The sequence below is a fragment of the Vibrio sp. 10N.286.48.B8 genome (assembly GCF_003050085.1).
Taxonomy (GTDB): Bacteria; Pseudomonadota; Gammaproteobacteria; order Enterobacterales; family Vibrionaceae; genus Vibrio; species Vibrio crassostreae.
Map to the genome: position 1 here is coordinate 427,878 of NZ_PIGD01000001.1, position 22,745 is coordinate 450,622.

Annotated in this window: 17 protein-coding genes; 4 read left to right on the forward strand and 13 right to left on the reverse strand. The window is 45.1% G+C overall.

The features are described 5' to 3' along the window. Window positions 1-140 precede the first annotated feature (140 nt). Window positions 141-1,232 carry an agmatine deiminase gene (aguA, locus tag CWO08_RS01780; RefSeq protein WP_102530206.1) on the reverse strand — a complete coding sequence of 364 codons (1,092 nt, stop codon included), beginning with the start codon at window positions 1,230-1,232 and terminating at the stop codon, window positions 141-143. Between the two features lie 16 nt (window positions 1,233-1,248). Continuing rightward, window positions 1,249-2,685 carry an APC family permease gene (locus CWO08_RS01785; protein ID WP_108019631.1) on the reverse strand — a complete coding sequence of 479 codons (1,437 nt, stop codon included), beginning with the start codon at window positions 2,683-2,685 and terminating at the stop codon, window positions 1,249-1,251. 396 nt (window positions 2,686-3,081) lie between these two features. Here CWO08_RS01785 and arcC point away from each other — a divergent pair, with 396 nt between their 5' ends. Together arcC and CWO08_RS01795 are read left to right on the forward strand one after the other, a co-directional pair. Continuing rightward, window positions 3,082-3,990, forward strand: coding sequence for a carbamate kinase (gene arcC, locus CWO08_RS01790; RefSeq protein WP_004732260.1), 909 nt, complete (start codon window positions 3,082-3,084; stop codon window positions 3,988-3,990). A gap of 124 nt (window positions 3,991-4,114) precedes the next feature. After that, the gene (locus CWO08_RS01795) at window positions 4,115-4,741 is read left to right on the forward strand and encodes a TetR/AcrR family transcriptional regulator (RefSeq protein WP_108019633.1); all 627 of its coding nucleotides are present in this window, start codon (window positions 4,115-4,117) and stop codon (window positions 4,739-4,741) included. A gap of 127 nt (window positions 4,742-4,868) precedes the next feature. Here the strand turns inward: CWO08_RS01795 and CWO08_RS01800 are convergent, their stop codons facing one another. Then, complete coding sequence (locus CWO08_RS01800) at window positions 4,869-6,113, reverse strand: NADH:flavin oxidoreductase/NADH oxidase family protein (protein ID WP_108019635.1); 1,245 nt, start codon at window positions 6,111-6,113, stop codon at window positions 4,869-4,871. A 279-nt stretch (window positions 6,114-6,392) separates the two neighbouring features. Between CWO08_RS01800 and nfsA the strand changes: the two genes are divergently transcribed. Then, window positions 6,393-7,115 (forward strand): oxygen-insensitive NADPH nitroreductase, encoded by a 723-nt coding sequence (gene nfsA, locus CWO08_RS01805; RefSeq protein ID WP_108019637.1) that lies wholly within the window; start codon window positions 6,393-6,395, stop codon window positions 7,113-7,115. A 104-nt stretch (window positions 7,116-7,219) separates the two neighbouring features. Here the strand turns inward: nfsA and CWO08_RS01810 are convergent, their stop codons facing one another. Together CWO08_RS01810 and CWO08_RS01815 are read right to left on the reverse strand one after the other, a co-directional pair. Next, the gene (locus tag CWO08_RS01810; protein WP_108019639.1) at window positions 7,220-8,752 is read right to left on the reverse strand and encodes a phospholipase D family protein; all 1,533 of its coding nucleotides are present in this window, start codon (window positions 8,750-8,752) and stop codon (window positions 7,220-7,222) included. Window positions 8,753-8,957: 205 nt separating this feature from the next. Next, window positions 8,958-9,527, reverse strand: a complete 570-nt coding sequence (locus CWO08_RS01815; RefSeq protein ID WP_108019642.1) for a TetR/AcrR family transcriptional regulator — start codon at window positions 9,525-9,527, stop codon at window positions 8,958-8,960. Between the two features lie 61 nt (window positions 9,528-9,588). Between CWO08_RS01815 and CWO08_RS01820 the strand changes: the two genes are divergently transcribed. After that, a complete protein-coding gene (locus CWO08_RS01820; protein WP_102431537.1) occupies window positions 9,589-10,155 on the forward strand; it encodes a dihydrofolate reductase family protein in 567 nt (188 codons plus the stop codon). 118 nt (window positions 10,156-10,273) lie between these two features. Here CWO08_RS01820 and CWO08_RS01825 read toward each other — a convergent pair whose 3' ends face one another. The 8 genes from CWO08_RS01825 to CWO08_RS01860 form a co-directional block, all read right to left on the reverse strand. Continuing rightward, entirely contained in the window at window positions 10,274-11,554 is a 1,281-nt protein-coding gene (locus CWO08_RS01825; protein ID WP_108019644.1) for a dicarboxylate/amino acid:cation symporter, read from the reverse strand. Window positions 11,555-11,720: 166 nt separating this feature from the next. Then, window positions 11,721-12,869 carry an S-(hydroxymethyl)glutathione dehydrogenase/class III alcohol dehydrogenase gene (locus CWO08_RS01830; RefSeq protein ID WP_017631496.1) on the reverse strand — a complete coding sequence of 383 codons (1,149 nt, stop codon included), beginning with the start codon at window positions 12,867-12,869 and terminating at the stop codon, window positions 11,721-11,723. Between the two features lie 213 nt (window positions 12,870-13,082). After that, complete coding sequence (locus tag CWO08_RS01835) at window positions 13,083-13,643, reverse strand: sugar O-acetyltransferase (RefSeq protein WP_108019645.1); 561 nt, start codon at window positions 13,641-13,643, stop codon at window positions 13,083-13,085. A gap of 174 nt (window positions 13,644-13,817) precedes the next feature. Continuing rightward, on the reverse strand, window positions 13,818-14,816 hold the full coding sequence (locus CWO08_RS01840; RefSeq protein ID WP_108019647.1) for a LacI family DNA-binding transcriptional regulator: 999 nt from the start codon (window positions 14,814-14,816) through the stop codon (window positions 13,818-13,820). A gap of 110 nt (window positions 14,817-14,926) precedes the next feature. Then, window positions 14,927-16,366 (reverse strand): 6-phospho-beta-glucosidase, encoded by a 1,440-nt coding sequence (locus CWO08_RS01845; protein WP_108019649.1) that lies wholly within the window; start codon window positions 16,364-16,366, stop codon window positions 14,927-14,929. 288 nt (window positions 16,367-16,654) lie between these two features. Beyond that, a complete protein-coding gene (locus CWO08_RS01850; protein WP_004736818.1) occupies window positions 16,655-17,785 on the reverse strand; it encodes an RHS repeat-associated core domain-containing protein in 1,131 nt (376 codons plus the stop codon). Next, on the reverse strand, window positions 17,775-21,467 hold the full coding sequence (locus tag CWO08_RS01855) for an RHS repeat protein (protein ID WP_108019651.1): 3,693 nt from the start codon (window positions 21,465-21,467) through the stop codon (window positions 17,775-17,777). Before CWO08_RS01855 ends, CWO08_RS01850 begins: the two co-directional genes overlap by 11 nt. A 63-nt stretch (window positions 21,468-21,530) precedes the next feature. Then, window positions 21,531-22,658 carry a hypothetical protein gene (locus CWO08_RS01860; RefSeq protein ID WP_108019779.1) on the reverse strand — a complete coding sequence of 376 codons (1,128 nt, stop codon included), beginning with the start codon at window positions 22,656-22,658 and terminating at the stop codon, window positions 21,531-21,533. Window positions 22,659-22,745: the final 87 nt, after the last annotated feature.

The window sequence follows — 22,745 nt, forward strand, 5'->3', positions numbered from 1 at the left end:
ACTTTCATGGCGATTTGATTTCGAATACCTGGCATCACTTTCAAGAACCGCTACGTTTGGATTAAATATTGGTGTTAACGACTTTTTTAAGTCTTTGTTTTCTTTTGATTCTTATTTCTAAATTGGTTTTATTGTTCCAACTAAACTCTTGGCACTTGTTGTGTGATGCAATGGATATTGCCGCCACCTAACAAAATTTCTCGCGCTGGGACGCCGTTCACTTCGTAGCCTGGATAAATATCTTCTAAGATCCCAATAACATCGTTGTCGTAGCGTTTGTCCAATAACGGCAGCACGATTTGGTTGTTGGTAATCAGGTAATTGGCGTACGACGCCGCTAAACGCTCACCCGCCTCTCGCTCCATTCCGTCTGCGATATCGATACCCGCCGCTTCTTCCTCGGTCATGAATAGAGGGCCTGGCATTGGCAACTTGTGTACCTTTATCTGACGGCCTTTGGCATCGGTCTGACTGGTGATGTAGTCATAGGCTTCATTGCTGATCTCATATTGAGGATCGTTCTTGTCATCGCACCATGTGAGAACCACTTCACCCGGCTTCACAACGTGGAGAATATTGTCGACGTGACCATTGGTTTCATCGTTGTATAAGCCACGAGGTAGCCAAATCACTTTCTCAACATTGAGGTGTTCACAAAGCACTTCGGTCAGCTCTTCTTTGCTCATATCTGGGTTGCGGCTTTCGTGTAATAAGCACTCTTCTGTTGTGTAAAGCGTGCCTTCACCATCGACATGAATTGAGCCGCCTTCTAGTACGATTGGAGCGCGGTATCGAGAGTCACGGATGGTTTCACACATCTTTTGAGCGACTTGGTTGTCACGATTCCAAGGAGAATACAAACCATCGACAAAACCACCCCAAGCATTGAACTCCCAATCCACACCTCGGCGCTCACCACTGTCATCAACAACATAAGTCGCACCGATGTCGCGCATCCAAGAGTCATCAGTGGAGATTTCCAACACTCGAATGTCCTCAGGTAAACGAGATACCGCATTATCGTATTGCTCAGAGCTCGCTAGCATGGTGACTGGTGTTGTATGGCTGATCTTGGTAGCAACGTCTGCAAAGACCGCTTGTGCTGGTTTTGCACCATTGCGCCAGTTGTCGGTACGTTCTGGCCAAGCCATCCAAATTTCGCTGTGTGGCTCGTGTTCTCCTGGCATTCTGAAGCCATCATGTTTTGGAGTAGTCTCAATCAGTTTTTTCATCGTTATGTCCCCTAAATTATGCTTGAGCTTCTTTTTTATCTTGCGAATCGGCAGTGTCGTTATCGTCCGAGCCTTGTTGTTTCTTGCGCTTTAGCGCGCCGAGTAGAATCCACTCACCAGCAAGAACGGTGGCAATCACGCCAATCAAAACAGGTCCTGTGTATCCCCAACCAGCAACGGTTAAATCAAGCGCCTCAAGGAATATGAATAAAATCACGGCTTGAAGGATGACGAAGAAACAAACAATGGACATGACCCACTGAGCCGCCATACCGCCCGGTACTTTGAATGGGCGTTCACGTTGACCATCAACCACTCGAAGCTTTAGGTATGCAGGGAACATGAACAGGTAAGGAAGTAAGAAAATGCAGCTAGAGAAGGCAAATATCGACCAGAACAGATCATCATTACCCTGAGCAAACAGCGCGTAAGACAGGATAACGACCGTTGATACTGTGCCTGTGATGTTGTTTGCGCCAACTGGAGAGCCTTTCTCAGACACTTTCGCGACTGGGGCTGGAAGTTCACCTTCTTGAGCGGCTTCAGCAGCAGCTCGGCTAGCGCCCATTGTCCAACTCACCATGTTGCCGATAAGCGTTAACAAAGCGAAAGTACCGAAGATGTACACCATCGCTGTACCAACCACACCAGTGCCGAAAAGTGTTCTAAATGTGTCGATAAGGCCAGACACCAAGCCAATGCTTTCGACAGGTAGCGCCATCAAAATGCCTACCGTACCGAAGATGTATAAGAAAGCGGTGATACCGATAGAGAGGAAGACAGCCTTAGGCATATCACGAACGTCTTTCATTTCTTTAGTCATGGTCGCAACCAGTTCAAAACCCATTAGGTTGAACACAATCGCGGGTAAGAAAGAGACCGCAGAATCCAATGAAGGCATCATAGCTGGCAACGTAAATTCGTTGGCAACGCCGTTTTTCATTGCATAGATGAACCCACCTACGCCTAATGTGCTGATCACGATGATTTTTAATACCGCGCCAATATTGGTGACCCAAACACCGATATCAGCTGACACATTACAAATCCAGACAGTTAGCCAGGTAAGTAAGATACAGATGGCGATTTGGCCCCATAAAGACAGGCCCGGCATAAAGAGTTCGGCAAACATACCTGCAAACATGATGTATACCGCTGGCATCCATAAACCAACGTTAATCCAGTAAAACCACGTTGTTCTGACTGCCCATTTAAAGTTGAAGGCTTGTTTTACCCAATCGTATATCCCACCTTCACCCGGGTAGGTGGTACTCAATTCGGAAGTAATTAGGCCATATGGGATGACAAAGAAGACCAGCATTAACACCCACCAACCAATGGCACTGACACCAATACTGGCTGACGCGGTTAATGTGTCGACCACCAAAACTGCACACAGTGTAAAGAGTGCAATTCCCGTAACCCCCATTTTTCCTTGCGTTTCGTTACTCATCTCTTAGCTCCTTAATCTCTAATTCGGGATTAATTAAACGGCAAAGCGATGAAGTGAACTGGGATGAGAATTGAATATCGGTTTTACATAAACGAGTTCGGGGTAAAAACAAAATAAACCCAACAAATATTAGATTTATAATGCTAAAAACCGGAATACTTGATTTTGGTCAATAACCATTCGATTAATAAATACATTTTCTATTTCAAAACCAAGATCACATATCTAGTTAATCTAGGGGTAATTAAGGATTTCTGTGACATATAGGCAACTAAAAACATCAAATATTGAGCACAAATCGAATTGTGATTTTTATCCCCACGACACCGACAATATTTAAATACAATTCAAGCTAACTTATTTGCACTGAGCAAAATATTATTTGGAGAGTTAAACATGTCGAAGCCTATTATTGTTGTTGCTGTCGGTGGGAATGCTTTACTACAGCGTGGTGAAGTAATGAGTTGCGAAAACCAAAAAAAGAGCATCGCGCAAACCGCCAGCTCTTTGGCTGAACTCAGCAAAGACTACCGTTTAGTGGTTGTGCACGGAAATGGCCCTCAAGTCGGCCTACTCTCATTACAGAACAATGCTTATAAAGATTGCCCCCCTTATCCATTTGATGTGCTTGGTGCCGAGACTCAAGGAATGATTGGTTACCTTATCCAGCAGGGGCTAAATGCTGCAATTAAAGACCGCTTTACGACCACGATTCTAACTCGCATCGTTATCGACGAGAATGATCCTGCAATTGCCGACCCAGCCAAGTTTATTGGCCCTATCTATACAGAAGAACAAGCCAAACAACTCGCAGAAGCCAACCAATGGGTTGTGAAACCTGATGGCGCACACTGGCGTCGCGTGGTGCCATCGCCTTCACCAAAAGAAGTGCTAGAAATAAAAGCCATCAAAGACTTGCTAGAGAAAGAGCACCTAATTATTTGTGGCGGTGGCGGTGGCGCTCCAGTCGTCGAAAAAGATGGCGCTTATGTGGGTTTTGAAGCGGTAATCGACAAAGACATGACAGCGGCTCTTATCGCAGAAGAAATCGGCGCAGAACATTTACTGATCCTCACTGACGGCTCTCATGTTTGTTTAGATTGGGGAACCCCAAAGGAAGAGAAGCTTGAGAACGTGTCAGTTGAACAAATGAAAAAGTACACTTTCCCAGCCGGTTCTATGGGGCCGAAGGTCGACGCATGTTGTCAATTTGTAGAAAAAACAAAACAGCATGGATACATTGGTGACCTGTCTAGTGCATTAGAGATCATAGAAGGAAAAACGGGGACACATATTAATGCTTAATATTGGGTTATAATGCTTTATATAAATAAAGGGTAATAAAGTCTAAGTTTCGATATTCCGATTGGAACTTTTCTTGAAAACCCTTTATGTTTTTTGTGTTCCAAATAAAAATGAGGATCATTAGATGCGCAAAGTAACAACCGAAGAAAAGTTAATTCGAATTCATGATGCTGTTGTGCAATTAATGGAACGCCGTGAAGCTACTGATATTTCAATGTACGATGTTGCCAAAGAGTGTGGAATGGCAACATCTACGGTTTATCACCACTATCCAAACATAGAGAACTTATTTCATAATCTATTAGATGACGTTTTTACTGATTTCGACTCTCTGCTCGGTAAATGTATAGATTACGAGCATGTTAATCATTGGACTGACATCAATCGCATGATTGAAACAGCGTATGTTAATTATTACAACAATAACCCGATTGCTAAAAAGTTAATTCTAGGTCGTCATACATTCACTGAACTAGGACATGCAGACACCGAGAATGACTTAATTCTTGGTAAAGAAGTAGAAACGATTTATCGACAGTTTTTTGATGTTCCTCAGTTACCACAATCCATCAATGTCTTCGCTATCTCATTGCAAGTCGCAGATAAAATATACTCGTTATCTTATCGCCAACATGGCTGCATCACACCAGAACTTGCCAACGAAGCAATCCGACTGACCGAGCCTTACCTTAAGCTGTATATTCCTCATATCTGTCAAAAAACAGAGCCTAGCATGATGCATACGCATTAAGAGAACCTGTAATCCCGATAACGTCTTACCTTTCTATTTGCGCTCGCTGACCAGGCTAAACTCGCTGACCAAACAAAAAAGCAGAACTTCAATTCCTCAAAATTCTGCTTTAACAATCCATGACTGCTTACGCTCTACGCTTTTTGAAAGCGTGCCAGCCAGCGCTGAAAATTGTTTTTAACACCACACCGAGTGCGCTTAGTTTTGGGTCGGCGTTCTTGCCAGAGGCAATGCGCCACATCTGATGTTCATACCAAACCAGCCCGACCATCGCCACTTTGTCTAATGCGGGTTTTCCTGTGGTTGGCACCGTTAGCGGCATGCCGTGGCTAGGGTTTTCAATTAACTTGTTTGGGAAATCAGGATCAACCGCCATTGTGCGCGCAATACCAATAAAATCGGTCGCCGAGGTGTTTAATGCGTCATTCATTGCTTGCGCGGTTCGAAAACCACCCGTGACCACCAGCGGAGTGCTGACGAGTTTTCTCGCCTTAACCATGTAATCCATAAAATACGCTTCACGTTTTACTGTGCTGGACTTGATTGGTTCAGCCTTATTCTTTGAACCCATCATTGATGGACTTTCATAGGTGCCGCCGGAGATCTCAATCAGGTCAATACCGTTATCACTCAATGTTTGCACAACTTGCATTGACTCTTCTTCAGTGAAGCCACCTTTCATGAAGTCGGCGCTGTTGAGCTTAATCCCGACAGGGAAATCGTCACCGACCTCTTTTCGAATCGCGCGATAAACCTCAAGCACGAAACGAAGTCGGTTTTCGAGTGAGCCACCCCATTTGTCTTGGCGTTGATTGTGTCTCGAAGACAAAAACTGACTTACAAGATAACCATGAGCACCGTGAATCTGCACGCCAGTAAAGCCTGCTTGTTTTGCAAGCTTTGCACTCAGCGCAAATTTATCAATGATTGCGATTATTTCTTTTTCAGTCAGAGCTCGTGGCGTATTGAAGCCCTTCTCTAATCCACGCTCTAAAGAGATAGCCGAAGGCGCAACCGGGCTATCACATAAGAATTTAGGGATTTGCTTACCTGGGTGATTCAGTTGCATCCATATCTGCGAACCATTCTGTGTTCCGGCACTCGCCCACTCACGAAATACGGTTAAGTCACTGTGCTCATCTAACACAACGTTTTTAGGTTCACCAAGCGCACCTCTATCGACCATCACGTTGCCCGTCATGGATAGACCAATTCCTCCTTGAGCCCAACGCAGGTAAAGCGTGACCAAACCTTGCTTAGGGTTATGGTGTTTATCACCTAGCTGTTCACTCATTGCCGATTTGAACAGGCGATTTTTGATTACTTGACCATTAGGAAGAGAAAAAGGGTCGTTGAGGCAGATTGGATTCATGCGCGTGGTTACTTTCTTTGGTTTATATATTCAGTCCAGTATGCCCTATTTTATCTGACTGTTCTGAGCATTTAACGCCTATTTCGAAGCAATTTCTGCTCAACAATCAAAACCAGCAGCATAACAACCGACATGAATCAATTATCAACAGGAGCTCAAAAATCGGAGCTAGCACTACAACATTACGCTAATCAGAAAGGCTCTAACGCCCTTTACGCTCATAGTAATTGTCGTTATTGTGATTCTCTACACCATCATCACAAGGACTGTCTGAGAGTTATGAACAGCACGATTGAAACTATTCTGGGGCACCGCTCCATTCGTCAATATACCGATCAACCAATAGAGAAGGAGCACCTCGATTTAATTGTCCAGGCAGGTCTCGCTGCGTCATCATCAAGCTTACTGCAGGCTGTTTCTATCATCAGAGTGACAGATAAAGATAAGCGAAAACTGTTAGCCGAATACGCAGGTAACCAAGCTTACGTTGAGAACGCGGCAGAGTTTTTGGTGTTCTGTATCGACTATCAACGCCACGCTCAAATCAACCCTGAAGTGAAAACCGACTTTACTGAACTGACCCTGATTGGCGCAGTCGATTCAGGCATCATGGCGCAAAACTGCATGCTGGCTGCTGAGTCTCTAGGTTTGGGTGGCGTGTATATTGGTGGGCTGCGTAACAGCGCACAACAAGTGGATGAACTGCTAGAACTGCCACAACACACCGCCGTATTGTTCGGAATGTGCTTAGGTCACCCGGCACAACAACCAGAGGTGAAGCCTCGCCTTCCAGCTCACGTGGTGATGCACGAAAACCAATACCAACCGCTGAGCCTAGATGAAATTGCCAGCTACGATGATTCAATGCAGAGCTACTACGCAAGCCGTTCAAGCAACCAAAAGCAGAGCAGTTGGTCACAGCAGATCACGCAAAAGCTGTCTGGCGAATCTCGCCCACATATTCTGCCGTATTTGAACAGTAAGCAACTGACTAAAAGATAACGTTCAAGACGCTGCTTAGATAAATAAGCTACCTTTCCATCGCCACAAACAAAAATGTCAGCGTATTATACGCTGACATTTTTATTTATCCGGAGGCGGCTAGCTTACAGATATTTCTCAATCGGTAGCAATTGCAAAAAGCCTGACTGCATTCGTTCCCACTTACCGGTTTCTGGTTCGCTATCCCAGCTTTGTTCACCTGAATACCAATACACGTCTCCGTCTTCGAGTTCCAAGCGCCAGCTGTTGTCTTCATTCATCGCTTGTTCGATGGTTTTTGCTAACGTTTCAGCAATCTCTTTATTCTCGATGATCAAAACCGATTCAGTATTGAGATAGGTAGAGCGCAAGTTGAAGTTAAATGAGCCGATGCTCGCGATGCTGCGGTCAAATACGACTGATTTAGCGTGCAAGCCATAGGCCGTCTCAGGCGCACATTTAGACGCGTCTTGCGTCGATGCTTCACACAGCTTAGATTCTGGTTTTAGCTCAAACAGGTCGATGCCATGCTCCAACATGTCGTAACGTCTGCCCGCATAAGCAGAATGATTAGTCACCAGATCATTAGAAGCCATAGAGTTCGTTAGCGCTTTTATCTCAACGCCCTGGTTGTTCAATACCTGCCACTCTTCAAGCTGACCGTCATCGAATACAAGGTAAGCTGACTCAAGCAAGATCTCTTGCTTCGATTCGCTGGCCAATTGCCCTAATAGAAGCGCGGTCGCTTTCGGCTGAGCGGTATTGTCTGAGTCAACAGGAACAGGTCGGTCATAAGCAAAACTCGCATTAACCCAAGTCATCTCACCAAGTGCCTTTTTTAGCAGGCTATCTGCCGCTTCACGATCTAGTGGTAGCTCTGGGTAATTCAGATATTGCGGAGCAGCGATATTCTCAATTGCTGAGATATCTGGTTGTTCTTCATCGCCCAACATATCTACCGGATAAGACCAGCGGCTGTTCCAGTATTCAATAAAGCTGGTTTGGATAGTCGTGACGACGGAACCCATGACTAATACATCGCGGTCTCGGAAATTGATTTCATCAGAAAGGTCGAAGTATTCATCACCGATATTACGGCCGCCAACCACAGACAAAGTGCCATCTACGGTAAACGACTTATTGTGCATACGGCGATTTAAGCGAGAAAAGTCACCGACAAAGCTCAACCATTTACTGAAGCCACGACGTGTTGGCGTTGGGTTGAAAATACGAATCTCGACGTTCGGGTGCGCATCCAGTGCCGACAGCAAACCTTCACGTTCGTTGAGGTTGATATCATCCAGCATTACGCGAACCTTCACACCACGCTCGGCCGCGGCTAACAAACGGCTGGCTAGGTAGCTGCCCGATTCATCAGAGTTCCAGATGTAGTATTGAATGTCGATGGTGTGCTCGGCACTTTCGACCAGCGCTAATCGCTGTGCCAAGGCATCCCAACCAGACTCTTGCAGGCGAACCGCGGTGGTGCCTTGCTCTAAAGCTTCAGGCTGAAATTCATTGGTTAGAACCGATAAAGAACTAGGTGCAGGAGAGGTTGGCGGTTCTGTTGGATGCTCGATGCCTTCAGGAAGTGAAGAACACCCGCCTAAAACGGCGATTAAGATTAACGTTAAACTGATGCGTTGGAGCACAGGCATGTATCTGACTTCCTTTTCACGGTGACATCTTAGAAACTGTCCCTACAGCTTTGCGACTCACAAGCTGTTCAGGTCTATTCATTGATTATTACTGCTAAAGCCTGAAATTTATAGGTAATTATCCACTATAAATGAAACATCAGTACTCCATCGAGAGCAGCACATAGCTAAACCGCGCCCTGAAACCCTCACCTTTGCTCTGAAATTACTGCGATCTCAACTGTTCGATAGCCAAACAATAAAGGCCTAAAGGCTTTCTTACCATCTCAACCGTAATCTCTGTTCTATCCGGGTTACAGTTCAATGCAAGCGCATAACCGTGCAAATAGTCCACTAGCAAGTGAAGGGCGTCTTCGGTTTGTTCTGATGTAAGGTTCAGCGGACTCAACACCGCTTCAAAGCGTTTACCAAACACCTCAACAGGCCCAAGCGATTTCATCGTTAGTAGAGTTTCTAGCAACCCACGGTAGTCATTCAATACCGACAAGTAACTCACACTAAGCTGATAAAGGTTCTCTTGCCACACTTGGTTTTTCTCAGGCTGTGCCACTTCACCTACTAATGAAACAGTGATCGACTCCAATAGATCATTTTTGTTTTTGAAGTAATGGTATATCGCCATCGCATCGACGCCGAGCTCTGTGGCTAACCCTCTGATACTCGGCACTTTACCACCTTCCCGCATCATGCACTTTGCCGTATCTAAGATCTTTTCGGCACTTAGTTGGCTTGATCCACTCTTTGGTCGACCTCGCTTTTGATCCTTGACAGTCATAACACCACCTCTTAAACTTATATTTCTACACTGTAGAATATTTTAATTTAATACAGCGTAAATGCCAAGTTTCTGTTCAATTTCGGAGTTAACAATGTCAAATATTGTCTTTATCGGTGCGAGTCTTGATGGTTACATTGCAGACAAAAATGGTGGTCTAGATTGGCTACAAGCCATCCCAAATCCAGAGGGTGATGACATGGGGTACAACGCCCATATCGATCGTATTGATGCTTTGGTAATGGGCCGAAACACAATGGATATGGTGCTGAGCTTCGGTATTGATTGGCCTTACACAAAACCTGTTTATGTATTGAGTAACACGTTGACGGAAGTACCTAAAGAGGTTGAAGGAAAAGTGTTCTTGATAAAGGGTGAGCTCACTCAGATCATCGAAGAGCTGAACGGTAAAGGCTTTAACAACCTGTATATTGATGGCGGTGTGACCATTCAAAACTTCCTGAAAGAAGACCTGATTGATGAACTGATCATCTCGACGATTCCCGTTGTTCTTGGTGGCGGATCTCCGCTATTTGGTAACTTAGTCTCTCCTCTCGACTTTACGCTCAAAAACGTCACGACTTACCTTGATGAGATCGTCACTACTCACTACTTACGTAAGTGTTAAATCTGTTGTTCGCATAAAGGTTATGTACCGATCAACACTGAATGACTGCACACATTAACAAACAACAAAAGCCCGTTCAGAACACCTGAACGGGCTTTTTCATTGAACTTGATATTCTCTAAACTACTGACTCGCTCAGTGCAGGCTCAAGCACTGTCTTTTGTTGTTTCTGCCATTTATCCACGACCAGTGCAGCAATCATGTCACCTTCAACGTTAACCGCGGTACGGAATGTATCTAACGGGCGTTCAATAATCAGCAGAATCGCGATTGCTTCCAGTGGTATACCAGCGGCCAATAACACCAGCTGCATGCCAGACATAGATCCAGATGGCATACCCGGAGCCCCCACAGACGAGACCATCGCCATAATGAAGATCATCACCAAGCCAGAAGTCGTGAGGTCCACACCAAACAGTTGAGCCAAGAAGATTGCCGCGACACCTTCGAAGAGTGCCGTACCATCCATGTTCATCACTGCGCCAAGCGGTAACACCATGCTACTTGTACTTTGCGATACGCCGAGCTTTTCTTCTGCGCTCTGCATCGCCAGTGGCAAAGTAGCAGAGCTTGATGACGTTGCGAACGCCATCGCCATCGGTGCCGAGATACCTTTGAATAGTGTGCTAAGACGAATCCCAGTCATCACCTTCGCAATAGTCGGCAAGACAATCGCTCCGTGGATCAGAGTCAGCACAAACACGAGCAAAGCAAACAGTGCCAATTGCTCAAACAGTGACTCACCACCACGAACGGTAAAATCGAGGACAATGGCGAAAACCGCTAGTGGAGCTAAACGAATTATCCAACCAACAATGGTATTGATGCTCTTGTTCAAGCCATGAAGCACCTCAAAAATCGGGTGTTTTTCTGGCAATGAAGAAAGCAGAGCAATACCCAACATGAATGAGAACACAACAATCGCGAGCAAGTTACCATTGGTTAATGCCGCTACCGGGTTCACTAATGCCATGCTAAACAGCTTGCTGGCAATAGCAGCTCCTCCTGCCGCATCTTCGCTGATAAGCTGAACATCGTCTCCAATCGCAGCAACGCTGGTTAAAGGTTCCCAAGCAGGCAACAACAGTGAAGCCCCCAAGCCCAAAGAGATGGCTATCAGCGTCGTGAAGCTATAGAAAAGTACGGTATTTCGGCCAATTTGCTTCAATCGAGTTATCGAACCAATGCTTGTTATACCTTGCAATAGCGAGAATAAAACTACCAAGCCAACGACCATTTTTAGCAAGCCGATATAAGTAGTTTTGCCAAGCATTAAGAACTGATACCACCCCGTTTGGGTAATGCCAGAGGTTGAAGCAATAAGTTGTGCAAAAAGCCATGCAAGCAAAGCAGCTAACATTAACTGAAGAGGTAAAGAGTGGCGAAGTTTAGTCAACATAAGGACAATTCCAGTAACCCTGTAGGACAATTCAGATACCTTTATTAAAGGGAACAACCTTTAATAAAAATATTCCTTGGTAAAGTGTGCCTAGGAAAAAATAAAGTCCGTTAGAGATTCAATCTAACGGACTTTATGAAAACCAGATGAGGTTTAAGATTTAAGGCTATTTATCCATGTGTAGAACAGTACGGATAGACTCGCCTTTGTGCATTAGTTCGAATGCTTCGTTTACGTCTTCAAGACCCATAGTGTGAGTGATGAACTCTTGTAGTCCGAACTCACCCGCCATGTAACGGTTTACGATTTCTGGAAGCTCAGAGCGGCCTTTAACACCACCGAAAGCAGAACCACGCCATACACGACCTGTTACTAGTTGGAACGGACGAGTTGAGATCTCTTGGCCTGCACCTGCAACACCAATCACAACTGATTCACCCCAACCTTTGTGGCAACACTCAAGCGCTTGACGCATCACGTTTACGTTACCGATACATTCGAATGAGTAATCAACACCGCCGTCTGTCATCTCAACGATAACGTCTTGGATTGGCTTGTCGTAGTTCATTGGGTTGATGCAGTCAGTCGCGCCAAGTTGTTTCGCTAGCTCGAATTTGCTCTCGTTGATATCAACACCGATGATTTTGCTTGCACCAGCCATACGAGCACCGATGATTGCAGATAGACCGATACCGCCTAGGCCGAATACAGCAACAGTGTCGCCTTTTTCAACTTTAGCTGTGTTCAGTACCGCCCCCATACCAGTGGTTACGCCACAACCTAGAAGACAAACTTCCTCAAGAGGTGCTTCTTTGTTTACTTTCGCTAGTGAGATTTCTGGAAGTACTGTGTACTCAGAGAAAGTAGAACAACCCATGTAGTGGAAGATTGGCTCACCGTTGATAGAGAAGCGGCTTGTGCCATCTGGCATTAGGCCTTTACCTTGAGTTTCGCGAACTGCTTGGCAAAGGTTAGTTTTACCAGACTTACAGAATTTACATTCGCCACACTCAGCTGTGTAAAGTGGGATAACGTGGTCGCCAACTTCAACGCTTGTTACGCCTTCGCCAACCATTTCAACGATACCGCCACCTTCGTGACCAAGGATAGAAGGGAAGATACCTTCTGGATCGTCACCTGAAAGAGTGAATGCGTCAGTGTGACAAACACCAGTAGCAACGATACGAACAAGTACTTCGCCAGCCTTTGGCAATTCAACGTCAACCGTTTCACGTTTTAGTGGCTCACCCGCTTTCCAAGCAACCATAGCTTTAGATTGGATATGAGTTTGACCAGGTTTGATTTCGATAGTCATGTGATTTTCCTATATTAGTCAGTCAACGTTGAGCTTGTTTGTTATCGCTCTCTCGTTTTGTTGGGGCTAGTATAGGTAGGGATACCAATTTTGATAATCCCCTATTTTTGGAAATGATTATTACGTATTGGTAATAATTAATCGAGAAAGCTAAGTCCCTCACGTACACATAGAGAATCGCTCTAATGTAGATGATGAAAGTATTCAGTAAACTTAGTCGTTATCGATCGATTTCAGCACTTTACATGGATTGCCCACTGCAACCACATTGGCTGGGATGTCTTTGGTCACGACACTTCCGGCGCCGATCACGCTGTTTTCACCGATGGTGACACCAGGACAGATAATCACACCGCCACCCAACCAAACATTGTCACCAACGTTAATCGGTGTACCAAATTCCACACCTTCTTCAACTCGGCCTTTCACATCTAATGGATGGCCTGCTGTAAGGATTTGTACATTAGGACCAAGCAGTACATTGTCACCAATGGTGACTTCAGCCACATCCAAAATCACGCAGTTAAAGTTAGCGTAGAAATTCTTGCCCAACTTGATGTTCGAGCCGTAATCACACCGAAATGGAGGCTCTAAGTGCGCATTTTCACAGCCGGGAATAAGCTCTTGAGTCGCCGCTTTCCATTCAGATGTATCAGGAATACTGTTGTTGAGTTTTTGAAGTACCTTACGACACTCGATTCGCTCGCCATACAGCTGCTCATCCCATGCTAAATAAGGCTCACCAGCTAACATTTTTTGTTTTTCTGTTTTCACGTTACTTACCTCTTTTCACACTACTTACCTAAAAATGGTCAATTCAACGACCAAAGAACGCAATATCGCATATCTAATAAAGCGGAGTAAGCAAGGCTTTAGCACGATTTCAGAGATGTATAGCCCATCACTTTTTGTAGGCCAAATATGAAATCGACTCTCTGTTAATTGAGCTTAAATACGCTGAGCAACTGAATCGCGCAGCACCAAACTGCCGGTAGTGTTGATGGCCTCAGCTTGTTCAGCATCACCAACAATTTGCAGAATCGCTTTTTGCGTCATTTGCTCAAGTGGCACACTCACAGAGGTTAAGCTTGGTGTTAAAAACTCACCCACTTTGCTGTTATCAAAACCGACGATAGAGATATCTTGAGGTAATGAATACCCTAGCTCCGTTAACGCCTTAATCGCGCCAATCGCCATGTCATCGTTTTCAGACAGAATCGCAGTGAAGCTTGCCTTGCTTTCCACTAAAGCTTGCGCGGCAAGGTAACCACTCTCCATCGTCCAATCGCCTTGAACCACACTAGACTCGTTCAGCTCAATACCATGCTTCGTGAGCACATCTTGATAGGCTTGATAACGCTGTTCATCGGTCGATGAGCCAGCTTTACCACGAATCACCGCAATCTCTGTATGTCCCAGATCTATGATGTGTTCAACCATCAAACAAGCACTGTGATAATGATCGGTAGTGATAGCATGCTCAGGCTTCGAAGGCATTTCCCGGTTGAGCACCAAAATCAGTGTATCCGTGCTTTCGATGATCTGAGCGATCTCGCTTTCCGTTAAACATTGCGGATAAATGATGATGCCGGCGCATTTCATATCGAGTAGGAAATTGATCGCCTTTCTTTCGTCTTCAGCACTGTGTTTGCCATCGGTGATCACCAATTGGTGACTCGATTTTTCACTGTAAGAAGCCGCGTGATACATCAAAGAAGAGAAGTAAGGACCGTTGAACAGCTCATTGGTGATCACAAAGCCGATGAAGTTGGTCTTCTTGGTCGCCAATTGCTGAGCTAATAAGTTCGGTCGATAGCCCGTTTCTTGAATCGCATCAAATACCTTTTTCACCACATCTGGGCGCACGATATTCTTGCCGTTTAAGACACGAGAAACCGTCGACTTAGATACCCCTGCGCGGTTCGCGACATCAAGCATTGTGACCATTTGCTTCTTTTCCTTATATAAAAAATTAGCCGACATAAGCCGACTAATTTAATGCTAGTTCATATTGCGCGTATCTTTATATTACGTAGAACGACGCAGTAAGAGGCATTCTAAATAGAGGCACCATTAGATGCAATCACGCCTTTGTACCACTCAAAAGACTTCTTGCGCTTACGCTCTAGTGTTCCTGACTGGTCGTTGTGTTTGTCTACATAAATGAAACCGTAACGTTTTTTCATCTCACCGGTGGTGAACGACACCAAATCAATACAGCCCCACGGGGTGTAGCCCATTAGATCAACGCCATCGATCGCAACGGCTTTTTTCATCTCTTTGATGTGATCGCCAAGGTAAGCAATACGATAGTCATCATTAATGCTGCCATCTTCTTCGATGGTATCAACCGCACCAAAACCATTCTCAACGATGAACAGTGGCACTTCATAGCGCTCGTAAAGAGACGCTAAGCAGTAACGCAGGCCTGTTGGGTCAATCGGCCAGCCCCAATCGCTCGACTTGATGAACGGGTTCTCTACTGAGTTTTCATGACCACCGTCCATCACTTCTTCTGTTGATTGGTGAGACGACGAATCCAAGGTATTCGACATGTAGTAGCTAAAACCAAGATAGTCCGCTTTGCCTTCTTTTAGGATTTGCTCATCTTCAGGCTGCATTTCGATATTGAAGCCTTTGATAGCCCAATCACGCTTGGCGTAACTTGGGTAGTGACCACGAACCATGACATCAGAGAAGAAGTAACGATCACGCATCGCTTGCTGCGCCACCATGATGTCTTCTGGCTTTGAAGAACGAGGGTAGAAAGGCACCATCGCACACATTGCACCGATCTGAAGATCTGGGTTGATCTCATGACCTTTCTTAACTACCAATGCGCTTGCAACAAACTGGTGGTGAACCGCTTGGTACATCGCTTCTTGCGGTTTTTCGCACTGTGGGAACTTCACGCCAGAGCACAACCAACCGAAGATATCTGCCGAGGTATTCATTTGGTTGTTGATCTCGTTAAACGTCATCCAGTATTTCACTTTGTGCTGGTAACGCTCCATCACCGTGGTTGAGTACTTAACAAAGAAGTCGATCACTTTACGGTTCATCCAGCCACCGTATTCTTTGGCTAGATGGTAAGGCATTTCAAAGTGGCTCAGCGTCACAACTGGCTGAATATCGTATTTCAGAAGCTCATCAAACAGGTCATCGTAAAATTTTAAGCCCGCTTCACATGGCTCAGCTTCATCACCATTCGGGAAAATACGCGTCCACGCGATACTAGTACGGAAACACTTAAAGCCCATCTCAGCAAATAACTTAATGTCTTCTTTGTAGCAATGGTAGAAATCAACCGCCACTTGGTTTGGGTAGTTTTCACCATCGATTACACCATCGGTGATTCGACGTTGTACACCGTGAGCGCCCGCTGTCAATACATCAACAACACTGACACCTTTACCATTCGCATCCCAGCCGCCTTCTAGCTGATGCGCCGCAACCGCGCCACCCCATAAAAAATCGTTTGGAAATTCGTTGTTCATACCATCACTCGCTACAAGTTATTCGCTAGAAAATAGATAGGTTTAAGATAACAAACTTAAAAGCTGCAATTCTGAAACCGGTTTCAATGTGCAATAAAGATACACACCGAAACCGGTTTCAGCAACTGTTTTTGATCTTTTTTTGATCTTTTTTTGATCACAAAGTGAATCTAAGGGAAGTGCTCATGATTTACAGCTAACGTTCAAAAACGCCAATAATAAATACAAAAAAACCAGCTCAACTAAGATTGAGCTGGCTTTACATTGTTCAAGAAAAAATAGAGCAGGCTAAGACAATGGCAATTGACGGATCATTTGCTGTACTTCATTACCATATTTTATGCGCTGTCTGGTCTCTTCGAGTGCGTACATTTGGGTCTTCTTAGCAGCAGGGTTAGCACTTCTGCCTTCAGTTACCATATTATCCGCTGATGACTTTTCCTGATCCAAGCGCCCAGGTATCGTTTTGACCGTAGACCAGCCCAAACTGCCAATCGAGCGCGCCGTCATTATACCTTGATAGATGGTATAGCCTCGTGCACCAACCTTTACCTGCCCAAGGAGGATCTTTGTGTAGCCACCGTGAATCGGGGGAGGCGTGTACGTCATCGTCTTGCCGCCCTGAGTCATTCTGGTCGCAATCACCCGTCCCTCAGAGCTGCCTATTCGCATGGCCGGGTTCGTTTTACTCGCCCATGCCACATTGTACTCACTCGAAGGCCTGATTTTATTCATTAAGCGAGAGCCAAGGCCTGGCTGTGTCACATCTTCCAGAGCACCGCCAGCTCTTACCCAACGCAGATTCTGAACCGACTTATAGGCCGAATACCCGCCACTTACCACACCAATAATATCGAAAGGAATCGTCGCTATATCAAGCTTACGGGAAATGTCCCCATCATCGATAACACCAGATGCAATTTGCAATGCACCACTGGTCATCCCAGCAATACCACCGATGATACCAGCCGCCAACACCAAGCTTGAACCACCAGTAGGTGCCGCCAATGCAATACCAACTATCCCAGCAAGTACACCAAAAGCACCAAACAAGATCTTGCTGATATTCAAGTGCCCACTTGGGTCAGTGAAATTAATAGGATCATTGTGACAATACACATAAGCATTATGAACACCCTCATTAAAAGGCGCCAAACTGTCGGGGGCATTGAAACGCATCAGCTTAGGTTGGTAAACACGATAGCCTTGTCCTAAGTGATAACCTTGCAACACGGGGTCTAGCCACTCACCATTGAAGCCAATGTCTGAATGAGAGATTGTCATCGACTGCGCCATCGCCAAACGAACTGAAGTCGGTAGCAAGGATATGCCACCAGCCACTGCCGCTGTTTGACCAATTTTAATCAGAAACTGACGGCGATTAAGTGGGGTAATAAATACCGAGTCTTTATTCTTCATTTACATTCCCCGCTTGATCGCGTTGTCCATATGGAGAGTAACGGTACATCGAACCCGCTTTCCCTGAAGTATTAGAGGCAATGACAGAACCATTTTGATCCGTCGCCAACAACGTGGTTTCCGAGTCCATCTCTGACCATTTAGGCACTCCTTCGTGATAGATATACTGAGTGAGTTTGCCATTTTCCTCGATCGAAGCGAGGTCACCCCATAGATAGTTAAAGTGACGAGATTCAGAAACGGACTGTTGTGTAGACAGTCGGTCGTTGCTGTCATATTGATAGAGCCATTCGGTATTATCAGCTAACACACGCTGTAATCGGTCGAAATTGTCATATTCAAGAATTCGACCATCCGCATCTTGAGTCATGTTGCCATTCAAGTCGTACTCGATTGATATTTGGCTATCAAGTTTTGGATGAGAGTGAGTAATACTGGTCAACCGACTAGGGTCATCCGACTCGTAAAAATAACGAGCGAAATCTTCAGATTCGGCCGTCAATGTACGCTGAGTCAACATATTACCCAGCTCGTCATAGCTCCATTCAATTGAAGTCATTGGCTGTCCCCAATCACTCAAAGGTCCCGCCCCAAAGAATTCGACTTTAGTAAGCTGAGCAAGCTCTTCATAGGTATAGCTTTCTGTCAGGTTGCCTAATGTCGCACACTCTTTGGTACGAGATTCGAGCATACCCAGCGCGTTATATTCTTGTGATTGCTCAAAGATATAATGGTTGTTCAAGGCAACAGCACGATTCACTTCACGGCTGTACTCATCCCAATCAAGCTCCGTAATTTGGGTTTGATTACCAGACACTAAAGTCTCGACGATCACCCGATCAAACTCGTCATACTCGTAATAAACCGTTGTCGAGTTTGAGCTCAGCTTCACCAAGCGTCCGAGTTCATCATAACCATACTGTCGAGTATCCGTGTCGCTATCAACGGCAGCGATAACCCCGCCATCCGAATAGCTGTAGTAACGAATCTGTCCATCATTTACCTCAACTTCAGGCAACCCCTTCGACGAATAGGTGATGGAACTTTGATTGCCTTCACTATCTTGACTCCCGGTTTGCAAGCCGGATATTGGGTCATGACTATAGTTAGCAACCTGCCCATCAGACGACTTGGCACTCAATACACCCAATTGACTATCGCGAGTAAACTTACGCACTGGCGCTGACAAGCTAGTTTCAGTTTCAGGAATATTACTGCTGTCTGAGTAGGACCAACTCAGCGCCGCTTGAGTACTCGCACCGCGTCGTAGTGATCGCTGACGCCCTAAGCCATCAATGTCACGTTGTCCCACCGTTGTCCCACCAATCTTCAGGTCTACAACCTGTGACTGATCGGTATGCTCAGCATAGGTGATGTCGTGATCGACACCGTTCGCTTGAGTCATGCGAATCACGCGATCAAAACGGTCGTAATGGTAGTGCTTAGATTGAGCAAACGGGTTGGTTTCTTTGATCAGCCTTCCCCACGAGTCATACTCATAATTCCAGCTATGGATCCCTTGCTCTTTTTTATCTTCAAGGCCCCAAGTGTTTAGAGAGCTCACCGTCATGGTTAAGCCTTCAATACCTTGGGTTTTCTTACGCGATGCAAGGTTGTTAAATTCAACGCGACGTTTTCCGTTCGCAAGCAGTGTCGATTTAACCTGCCCCCAATCATCGTATTCATAGCTCTCAGTTAACACTACAGGCGCTGATCTGGAGTTTCGATCGGGCAGCACATCATAGGTACTCTTGCTTTGCAGCCTGCCAAACGCATCGTACATTTTGGTCCATACGACTGAACTTCCAACCTTGGCTTCTAATTCTCGCCCTTGACCATCCCAGCTCTGCTCACACAAGTTACCTTTGCAGTCAGTTAACAGCAGAGTTTGTCGGCTCAAGCCAGTATCAACAATGTATTGGTACGAACGGGAAGCACTTCCTTCAATTCGCTCTTCGGTGGTTCTTCGAAGCGTGTCATAAGCAAATGAACAGCTGACACCGTCAGAGTCAACATGTCGTGCTAACTCACCAATATCAAGGTAGTGACCAACAACAAGATTGGTTTTCGTATTATCATGACAAGTCAGTTCTTCGTGTTCTTCAAGAACATCATTATCCAATGCATACTGATAACGTGAAGTAGCAGAATAGACACCGTTAGGGTGAAGAATGTCATTTTGTACCGAAGCCAGTCGGCTAAATGAATAGGTATCACTAGTATCAGTTTGATAAGCGTAATGAGTTTGGTAACGTTGTGTATCTTCTTCTAGGCTCAGCACTACGTCTCGCTGACCATTTAACCCCTCTAGAGAAGCATACTGGTAAGCAATCACTCTTTGTTCAGAGCCATTGTCTAACGTGCGGGATTTAACGAAATTAACCATGCCCGTTGGTGATGCAGGACAGCCCGCTTCTCCATTTTTAGCGAAGTATTCATAGTGTTCTGTAATACTATTCTCGTCGACAAACCTGAGCATGTTGCCGTATTCGTCATAGTCCCAGAATCTATTTTGAGCTTGGCTATCCGCTCCAGAAAGCCAAACCTGCTCCTCTTTACTGATCAATGAGTACTGAGCGGGTTGAGCGGAGAACTCTTGATTATCAAGGGCGGGGTAATCCAACCTTTTCAAATGAACCAGGTTGCCATCGACGCGTCGAGCTTCTTCAACAAGCAAGTGGAATTGATTGTAGGTTTGAGCCGTGACAATAGAGCCATTTTCAATTTTTTGTACGCGATAGCTGTACTCTCTGCCGCGCTCCAGCAAATTATCAAGCCCTTCGCTCAATTCTCCACCGGGCGATCCGTACCCCATAAAATTACGACTATCGGTACCAATACTGTCATAGGTCGTCGTGATGACAGGAGAGTTGAGAGTCAGTACATCATGAGAAGTCACCGCAGGCAAATAGGTCATCGAATTAATTCGAATGCCATTAGCTTTGTATCGCAGACTTTCCGTTAAACCACAAGGATGAACCACTTTCTCAATTAGCGTGTATGTACCAATGTTTAGATAACCAAAGCTATAGCTACCAGCGCGCTCAGGTAAGTCACACTTAACCAGCTTACTGTTATTTAGCGTAAGACCAAAAAAGGCCTCGTGGGTACTGCCAAGATTGGTAAAAATATTGACGCGACCTGTGCTCACATATTCAATCCACAGCAGCGCTGTTTGCTTGTTTGTTCTATCGTCCCAAATTTTGTCCAAGCGTTTCTTGCCGCCAACATTGAGCCAAGAGAAATAGAGGGCATGCCCATTGCTTTGGAGTACCTTAATGATGTCACCATCTTTATCTAAAATATCAGTACGGCCATTTTTATAAGTAATTTCGTAACCATTCGCGCTAGACGATACCGAAAAATCGAGCAACTTTTTGTAACGAATACTCATTTCTAGATTGGCATTTAATTCAGCGCGATAAGATTGCCCGTTGGCTAGATAGAGTTGTTTATTTTCAATATCGTATCTCGGAAGATTTAACTTCCAGCCTTTACCAAAACCAAGGTTATCTGCTGAGTATGGTGAGAATTGAATAGAGATATCGAGGTTTGGTCCCTTGAGCCAGTTACCAATAAGAGAGCCAAGTAAGATTTGGTATGAGTAGCTTCTGGTCCTTTGGTCTACACCGCCCGAACAAAAACTATCAAAGTTAAAAGCATTTGAAGTCCAATTAGACATAAATTTCCCCTAAAGTGGATGAGTTAGCTCAAATGCTTGAGCTAACTCTGTTTTGTTCGAGTGTTATTGGCTAACTAGGGTCCAACGGGTGTAATCCCACTTCTGACCACCACCAGTAAATTCACTTTGAGGATAAATAAGCTTCAATGGTCCCTTGTTACCGTATTGGTCGAATACAGTAAATCGGTACTCTTTTTGCGAATCGTTGTTTGACGTTCCGTTGTTCGAATATAACAGCTTGCTAAGAGTCACTGATCTTAGCTGTTGGTTAACACGCCACACAGCAGTTCGGCCTTCACCAGCAGCACTATTCCAAACATACTCGTCAGAGACATTGCGCTCTGAACCTGGAACAAATATATAGCCTTTCACAGAGCGATTATCGTCTGGGCAATCTGAGTAGCAGCCCAACCATTCATCGTTTAGGAACACTTTATCGCTATCCGACTCGTCAAAGTTATCCATAGCAACCTGAACCAGTTGAACGGACGTATCTTTCGGCGTCACATAAAAGTTACGCATCTCTGCTTTATCAAAATAGAACCCGTCGGCGTTGGCTTCTTCCCACACCAACTCACCTTCTCCAAGCTCAGAAAAATCAGCAGCGCTGTAAGACTTAGGCTGCACGCTTTGGTAGAACGCACTGCTTTCATTCGGGAAGGCACAGCTATCGTAGTAATTGTTGTCATACTGGCTTCCGGCATCGAACTTAACCTTCATACACACTTCACGATATTGAGCGACTTCGTTGCTATACACCCAAGCGGTTAATTTAGTATCACTTGCTGAAACACGAGACGTAGGAAGGGTTTTCGAGTAACCGTAACTGCTGCCCATTTGGTGAGAGTAGTCATTTGGATTCAACGTGTATCCCCAACAACCGCTTCCGTAACTGCAGTCTTTATCTTTACCTAACTCCTGCCCACTATTCTTTAGGTAAAAAGATATCGCTCCCTCTAAGTCACTCTTAGATACGGTCACTGGTCTGCCGTAGCTATCCGCAAAAGAAACAGAAACACTGAGTTTGGACTGCATTCTCCCGTTAGCATAAAAAGGCATCGGCACACCGTTGCTTTCGTTATGATCAGCCGTTAGGTCATCATCTACCACATGATAGTCGCCATTAATTTCAGCAACACTTACATTAGAAAAAACACACGCTGACATTGCTATTAACAATGACTTATTTATCGACAACTTCATAGTGTTGACCTTACATATTATTTATTAAGAAAATTAAAGAACAGACAACGTTATCACTGTATATGACGATTTTTT